The sequence below is a fragment of the Acinetobacter sp. YH01007 genome, from assembly GCF_013420425.1.
Lineage (GTDB): Bacteria > Pseudomonadota > Gammaproteobacteria > Pseudomonadales > Moraxellaceae > Acinetobacter > Acinetobacter towneri.
Genome location: NZ_VOYC01000038.1, coordinates 1 through 6,423, shown reverse-complemented (window position 1 = coordinate 6,423; position 6,423 = coordinate 1). Strand labels below are relative to the sequence as shown.

The 6,423-nt window shown below is 39.9% G+C and carries 7 protein-coding genes and 2 pseudogenes; 7 read left to right on the top strand and 2 right to left on the bottom strand.

The genetic code is table 11. The annotated features are described in order from the left end of the window. From FTT74_RS13660 to FTT74_RS13645, 4 genes and pseudogenes are all read left to right on the top strand, one after another. Nucleotides 1-354: pseudogene (locus FTT74_RS13660) on the top strand (transposase); the annotation flags it as partial. Nucleotides 355-359: 5 nt separating this feature from the next. Beyond that, a pseudogene (locus FTT74_RS13655) lies at nucleotides 360-1,013 on the top strand (YeeE/YedE thiosulfate transporter family protein); the annotation flags it as partial. A 205-nt stretch (nucleotides 1,014-1,218) separates the two neighbouring features. Further along, complete coding sequence (locus FTT74_RS13650; protein WP_096901745.1) at nucleotides 1,219-1,467, top strand: DUF2789 family protein; 249 nt, start codon at nucleotides 1,219-1,221, stop codon at nucleotides 1,465-1,467. A gap of 179 nt (nucleotides 1,468-1,646) precedes the next feature. Further along, nucleotides 1,647-1,904 carry a DUF2789 family protein gene (locus FTT74_RS13645; RefSeq protein ID WP_026438086.1) on the top strand — a complete coding sequence of 86 codons (258 nt, stop codon included), beginning with the start codon at nucleotides 1,647-1,649 and terminating at the stop codon, nucleotides 1,902-1,904. Between the two features lie 62 nt (nucleotides 1,905-1,966). Here FTT74_RS13645 and FTT74_RS13640 read toward each other — a convergent pair whose 3' ends face one another. Together FTT74_RS13640 and FTT74_RS13635 are read right to left on the bottom strand one after the other, a co-directional pair. Beyond that, a complete protein-coding gene (locus FTT74_RS13640; protein ID WP_019836939.1) occupies nucleotides 1,967-2,494 on the bottom strand; it encodes a hypothetical protein in 528 nt (175 codons plus the stop codon). Nucleotides 2,495-2,579: 85 nt separating this feature from the next. Next, nucleotides 2,580-3,182 (bottom strand): 2OG-Fe(II) oxygenase, encoded by a 603-nt coding sequence (locus FTT74_RS13635; RefSeq protein WP_179989172.1) that lies wholly within the window; start codon nucleotides 3,180-3,182, stop codon nucleotides 2,580-2,582. A gap of 116 nt (nucleotides 3,183-3,298) precedes the next feature. Between FTT74_RS13635 and FTT74_RS13630 the strand changes: the two genes are divergently transcribed. The 3 genes from FTT74_RS13630 to FTT74_RS13620 are packed head-to-tail and all read left to right on the top strand — an operon-like array spanning nucleotide 3,299 to nucleotide 6,147. Then, nucleotides 3,299-4,156 (top strand): 23S rRNA (adenine(2030)-N(6))-methyltransferase RlmJ, encoded by an 858-nt coding sequence (locus FTT74_RS13630; protein ID WP_026438537.1) that lies wholly within the window; start codon nucleotides 3,299-3,301, stop codon nucleotides 4,154-4,156. Nucleotides 4,157-4,199: 43 nt separating this feature from the next. After that, nucleotides 4,200-5,024 (top strand): CDP-diacylglycerol--serine O-phosphatidyltransferase, encoded by an 825-nt coding sequence (pssA, locus tag FTT74_RS13625; protein WP_004976213.1) that lies wholly within the window; start codon nucleotides 4,200-4,202, stop codon nucleotides 5,022-5,024. Between the two features lie 40 nt (nucleotides 5,025-5,064). Beyond that, entirely contained in the window at nucleotides 5,065-6,147 is a 1,083-nt protein-coding gene (locus FTT74_RS13620) for a DUF6670 family protein (protein ID WP_104853049.1), read from the top strand. The last annotated feature ends 276 nt before the right edge of the window (nucleotides 6,148-6,423 follow it).

The following is a 6,423-nucleotide window of genomic DNA, read 5'->3' as shown; positions in this document are numbered from 1 at the left end:
AAAAAGTTGAGGATTTAGTGAATGGCTTATCAGCAACGGTCTATGGTGATAGAGGCTACATTAGCCAACCATTGAAAGAAACACTTAAAGAGCAAGGCATTGATTTAATTACTTATCCAAGAAAAAAATATGAGAGTGACCTTATTGCCATTTTCTGATGAATTTCATCTACGACAACGTAAAAAAATTGAAACATTGATAGGATTATTGAAAGAAAAATATCACTTAGTTACGAGTAAACATCGTTCGATTGCTGGTTTTTTAGCAGGCGTATTTTCTTCACTATGTGCGTATCAACTTTGCCAAAAGAATAAGCCTAAAATTCATGTGATTAAATCTTTGGCTTATCCGTAACTGGGGTTATTCTAAGCTTTGTTATTTTTGCTGTGATTGCTGCCGCAACCGTGTTTTTTGAAAAGAAACGTCATGGCAGTTTAGAAGTCGAGCCGCAAAGTCAGTACCATGGTTGGAAGCGTTTCCTCAAAGGTCCTTGGCCGTTAATTTGGGGTGGGCTTATTTTAACGCTGCTGAATTTTGCTACCTTGGTATTGGCTGGTCGTCCGTGGGGCGTGACTTCTGCGCTTGCAGTTTGGGCTGCAAAAGTTGCTGTTTTTGCGGGTGTAGATGTAAGCGCTTGGGATTATTGGCAGCAGTCAGGCAATGCTAAAGCATTGGCAAATTCATTGTGGCATGACATCACCTCTATGATGAATTTTGGCATTATGTTGGGTGCATTGCTTGCTGCAAGTTTGGCTGGAAAATTTGCCCCGAACTTTAATATTCCACGCCGTTCACTGGTTGCGGCTGTTATAGGTGGCTTATTACTTGGTTATGGTGCACGTTTGGCCTACGGTTGTAACATTGGCGCATACTTTAGCGGAATTGCTTCGGGCAGTGTGCATGGTTGGTTATGGCTAGTATTTGCATTTATGGGGAATGCCATTGGTGTGAAATTGCGCCCAATCTTCTTTCCAAATGAAAAGCCACAGCCTGAAAAACTAACAGGTTGCTAACTTTTAATTTAAGTAGATGAAAGCCAGTCGGTTTACATTGACTGGCTTTTTTGTTGCCTGTCATCGTGTTAAGAATATTGAGTGGGATGCTTTAGGTATATCGCATCGTACAAAAAATAACATGCTGCAACTCGGCTGCTGCTGAATTGCGGCTCGAAGCAGGTTAAGGTCATTAAAAGTACAAGACGAATCAAAGGAGGATGCCATGTTTGACCAACAACCGACTTTAGAACTGTTATTTCAACAATTGGGTCTAGATGCTGACGATGCAGCAATTGATCAATTTATTCGTGAGCATCAATTGCCTGCAGAAACCAAATTACACTGTGCCGAGTTTTGGACGGAAGGGCAGCGCCAATTTTTGCAAAGCCATTGGAAAAAAGATGATGATTGGGCCATTGTGATTGAAACCTTAAATGAGCAATTACATAGTGATCAACATCCGAGTGTTTAATCGGTATTTAAGTTAAAAGTTTTTAAGTTAAATCAAATACTTTTCATCTAAAAAGCGCCAGTAAACTGCGTGCTCACAAAAAGATACAACAAACCCAGTCGGAAGACTGGGTTTTTTATACAAAGTGTTATAAGTTGGTTGAATAAGGAATTACAACGAAACTAATAAAAGGGGGCAAGGTGCTCATGCAAAATACTCCATCATTAGCCATGTTATTCAGCCAACTCGGTTTAGCCAGCAGCCCTGCAGCCATTGAACTGTATGTACGTACGCATCAATTACCTGCACATATTAATTTACATGAAGCGCCGTTTTGGAATAAATCACAACGTGAATTTTTAATCAGTCATTTGGTACAAGACGATGATTGGGCCATTTGGATTGATGAACTCAATCAACAATTGCATTTAGATGCTTATCGTTTACAAGCTGTTTAGGTTTAAGTCATCGTCATATTTAATATGTTTTCATTAAAAACGCCTCAGAACGAGGCGTTTTTTTAATGCATTCTGCTTTTGAGAATTTGTTTAAACCAGACTTCGGTTTGATAGGCGTTAAAGGCAGGGTGAATTTGTAAGAGTTCCAAATCAAATTCGGCAGTTTTACTGTACTTGCCTAACCAGTGGCGACACAGTGCACTTTCATTTTTACTGGCGCTGGCATAAGCCAAGAAAAAGAAAATATCTCCATGTGCATAATGAGTCATGGCTTTTAAAATTTGTTGGGTAATTAAGGCGTATTTTGCATCGCGGGTCAGCTCAAAATACATCATATAGGCTTTGGCCAAATGCAAAGACAAATTGATATATAACGTCACTGGCATTTCTTCAAATTCAACCCGACCTTGTTCTAACAGCACAATGGCTTCTTGCAAAAAGTAAATCTGTTCTTGGCGTAACTCGCTCAAACTCACCAATTGTAAGCGTAAATCGGCACGTTCTAATGCCAATTCAGGCGTATTACCTTGTAAAAAAAGTTGGTCGGTTTCCCCAATACGTTGAATAAGCTGTTGAGTCGAGTTGCGCATGGGTGAATTCCTGATAGCAATATTTGCTCTACATCGGGGCAAATTTACAGTTTTAAAGCCAATAATTTAAAAAAGCGGTCTATCTTTACCAAAGTTGGTTGCCGCTGCGTAGCCATGCAGTAATAGAAAGACGTTGCTGTGTCGCAGGCAAAACTTCGTGCAATAAATCACTTTGGAAAATTGCAATCCGATTTGGGCGTGGTTCTATAATTTGCCATGCTCCATGTTTGTCTTGTAAACGTAGTTGTCCACCCCAATCTGTCTGCCATTCAGGGTGTAAATAATAGACAGCAGAAATCACCCGATCATTTTTTTGTTGTGGGTTATCGCGGTGCAAGGCATAAAAAGAACCTGCTTGGTAGCTGGCAAAATGCGCTTCGACCTCACGAATCCCTAAATAAAATGCCTGATTGAATTGTTCGGCCAAAGTCAAAAGGATTTGGGTATGTTGTTGTGCAATGCTTAAATTTTCGTGAATCCATAAAATATGATCACTGCGAATTTTGCTGACCACACCATTTTGAATGGCTGCTTCACGAAATTGATCTAAATTTTGACTACACTCTAGCAGCAATTGTTGTTGATATTCGGGTGAATAAGCATCATCAATTATTGCAAAACCATGTTGATCCAAATCTTCAAGAATTCGATCAATATTCCAAGATTTTGGAAGCAGTGTGGCGTCCATAAAATAGATACTCAGACAAAATGCAAGACAAGCTGATTATTTTAGAGGAATACAAGCTCCTGAATGAAACTTTTTTTCATGCTAAAATGTCGGTTGATTTTAGGAATGAACCAAACATGAATTATCGTCACCATTTCCATGCGGGCAACTTTGCCGATGTCATGAAGCATGTTTTATTGCTGCAAATTCTGACACGTTTAAATGCCAAAGATAAACCTTATCGCTATGTCGATACACATGGCGGTGCGGGTAAATATGACTTATCTTTAGCACCTGCACAAAAATCGGGCGAATTTTTAAATGGTATTCATCGTTTAGTGAAACTAGATGATTCAATCAAACGTCAGGCACCAGAAGGCGTACAGCAGTATTTAAAACTGGTTGAAGCAATGCGTGAAACGGATGGGCAAGGTGCATATCCCGGTTCGCCATGGTTTGCTTTACAAGGTATGCGTGACATCGACAAAGCAACTATTTTTGAAATGCAGCGCGATGTATTCCAGCAATTGCGTCATAACATTCGTGACAAACGCGCAGGTTTACATGAGCGTGATGCTTACGAAGGTTTATTGGGCGTCATTCCACCAAAAGAAAAACGCGGTTTGGTGATGATTGATCCACCGTATGAATTGGAACGTAAAGATTTCCCTCAGTTGGTTGAATTATTGGCAGCTGCACATAAAAAATGGCCAACAGGCGTATTTGCGGTGTGGTATCCAATTAAAGACCGCGCCATGATTGAACGTTTTGAAAAGAAAATGTTTAAAACAGGTATTCGCCGTCAACTCATTTGTGAAATTTGTGTGTGGCCTGACGATACTCCTGTGGGCTTAAACGGTTGTGGTTTATTGGTGATTAATCCACCATGGAAATTCTCTGAAGATGCAGATGAAGCCCTGCAATGGTTGTTCCCGCACTTGCGTATGCAAGAACATGGTGGACATGCTGCAGTGCGTTGGTTAGTTGGCGAATAAAAAATTTAAATAGACGTTCAGGTTACAGTTAGGACACAAAATAATGACAAACACATCCAAACCCGAAGGAGAATATAGTTCCCGTGATCTTGAGCATGACGGAATTACATTTGAAGTGGTGGAAGAAGAACATACCCGTGAAGGGCAAAAGGTGAAACGTCGTGGTATCTATCTGTGGCCAAACCTGATTACCACGGCAGCCTTGCTGTCGGGTTTTTACTCCATTATTGCCAGTATGAATGGCGAATTTAGCCAAGCGATTTATGCCATTTTTCTAGCAGCATTGTTTGATGGTTTAGATGGTCGTGTGGCACGTGCGATTGGTGCGCAAAGTCCATTTGGCGAACAGTTTGATTCATTATCCGATATGCTCGCCTTTGGTGTTGCACCTGCGATTTTGATGTATAGCTGGAGTTTGCATGATTTAGGTCGTATCGGCTTGGCGGCTTGCTTTGTTTATACGGCTTGTGCCGCATTCCGTTTGGCGCGTTTTAATGTGCAAATTGGTGTGGTCGATAAACGCTACTTTATTGGTGTTGCAAGTCCTTTGGCTGCGCTGATTATCGTGTCGCTGGTTTGGGTAGGACGGGATTTTCCTGAACTGTATGATATTCGTGAAATTGGTCTACAAATCCTCAATGCTGTGATTATTATTGCAGTAGGATTGTTGATGATTTCCAATATTAAATATTATTCATTTAAAACCTTTGATCGTAAGCGTGTGCCGTTTTTTGTATTGCCAATCGCAGTATTTATCCTTGCAGCCATGACTTATAATATTCCTGTTGGAATTTTAGTGATTTCAATTATTTATGCACTTTCAGGTTTTGTGACCACTTTTATGGCAAGAAAAAATGCAGTGAGTTAATTAAGCTTTCATAAAAGCATCAACTCACAAGGAGTTTGATATGCAGCTGTTTCAAGATTTTCTCGATCGTTCCAAACAACTCAATCAAACTCCTGCGGCAACCGCCAAACTGCCTTATCACGCCCCAAAACATCATTATAAATTTATCTATCAGGGCTTAATTCTTCCTAATTTGCCTGCACCCTTACATTATCTCAACTTTATTGGTTTATTGGGCAGCCTAAATACCGCAATGCTGCGCCCTGAAAATGTGATTACAACCTCAGCTTTAGACACAGCCAGTATTCTTTGTAGTAGCAGCCCACACATGGTGGGGCAGTCCAATCATTATTCAATACAACATGATTGCGTATTTACTGCAGAGTATTTTCAGTTTGCCAATAAAGAGCGCATTACTGGACACTTTCCGCAATTTCATATTCAACGTGAAGATAGCGAACTTAGCTTTGATTTAAAGATCACCACAAGCTCTACAATTTCATATTTCACTAAATTGCGAATGAATTTGGCAGAACATTGGTCTTTGTTGTGTCAGTGTCAGGGTAGTGTGCGCTATAAAGATCAGCATTTTCAGATTGAGCAATTGGGTAGTTTTGAGTTTGCCCGCTCAATCCAGTTTCCTTATTTCGCTGTGGCATTTTTTTGCTATCAAGTGATTAATCTGAATCATCAGCAACAAATGATATTGCTACAAAGTCGTGATGTGTTGAATCGAATTTTGCAATCTCGAATCTATCTGCGAAATGCGAACACGGAGCAAACTCGGGTATTTGATGGGCAAGTACAATTTAATATTCAACGGGTTTATCCAAAAGTAAAAACGCCAACAGGTCAGTGTATGTATTTGCCACGTGAGTTTGAATGGCGTTATCAAGATGAAGATGGCACCTCAATTCATTTACAGGCGCAGAGTCGTGGTGATTTTAAATTTGGGGCTGCAGCAGGTTATGTCGGAAGTTTTCAATATCAGTTGGCTATAAATGGAGATCAACAACAAGGAGAAGGAGGCTATTGTGAATATATCGACTGCCGCGCACTGAAATGGCAGGAACATGATCAGCCAGAAAAAATGCCAGATGTAGTTATGAATCCTGAACCTTTTATGATCAAGAAAAAGAAATAAACAGTATTTTGTGGAAAAGTGAAGTATTTTGCTGAATAATTAACCGTTCGGACTAAAAAACTTATAAAACTTAAAAAGAGGGGTTGCATGGCGAAATATTTGCCCTATAATGCACATCCATCGGCGGTGATGAAGATTAAAACTTCTGGTAAAACAATGACTTGGTTAAGAATGATTGAGTTGGGTTTTAGAAAGAAAGTTTAAAATAATTTAAATTACCAGTTGACACTTTAGAAATAAAGCGTAATATAGCCGACCTAGCTTGATGCTGACGAA

Bases quoted from the DNA above. Each gene is read 5' to 3' on its own strand.
- FTT74_RS13650 (WP_096901745.1), top strand. From the start codon at position 1,219: ATGTTTGACCAACAACCGACTTTAGAACTGTTATTTCAACAATTGGGT.
- FTT74_RS13640 (WP_019836939.1), bottom strand. From the start codon at position 2,494: ATGCGCAACTCGACTCAACAGCTTATTCAACGTATTGGGGAAACCGAC.
- FTT74_RS13635 (WP_179989172.1), bottom strand. From the start codon at position 3,182: ATGGACGCCACACTGCTTCCAAAATCTTGGAATATTGATCGAATTCTT.
- FTT74_RS13630 (WP_026438537.1), top strand. From the start codon at position 3,299: ATGAATTATCGTCACCATTTCCATGCGGGCAACTTTGCCGATGTCATG.
- pssA (WP_004976213.1), top strand. From the start codon at position 4,200: ATGACAAACACATCCAAACCCGAAGGAGAATATAGTTCCCGTGATCTT.
- FTT74_RS13620 (WP_104853049.1), top strand. From the start codon at position 5,065: ATGCAGCTGTTTCAAGATTTTCTCGATCGTTCCAAACAACTCAATCAA.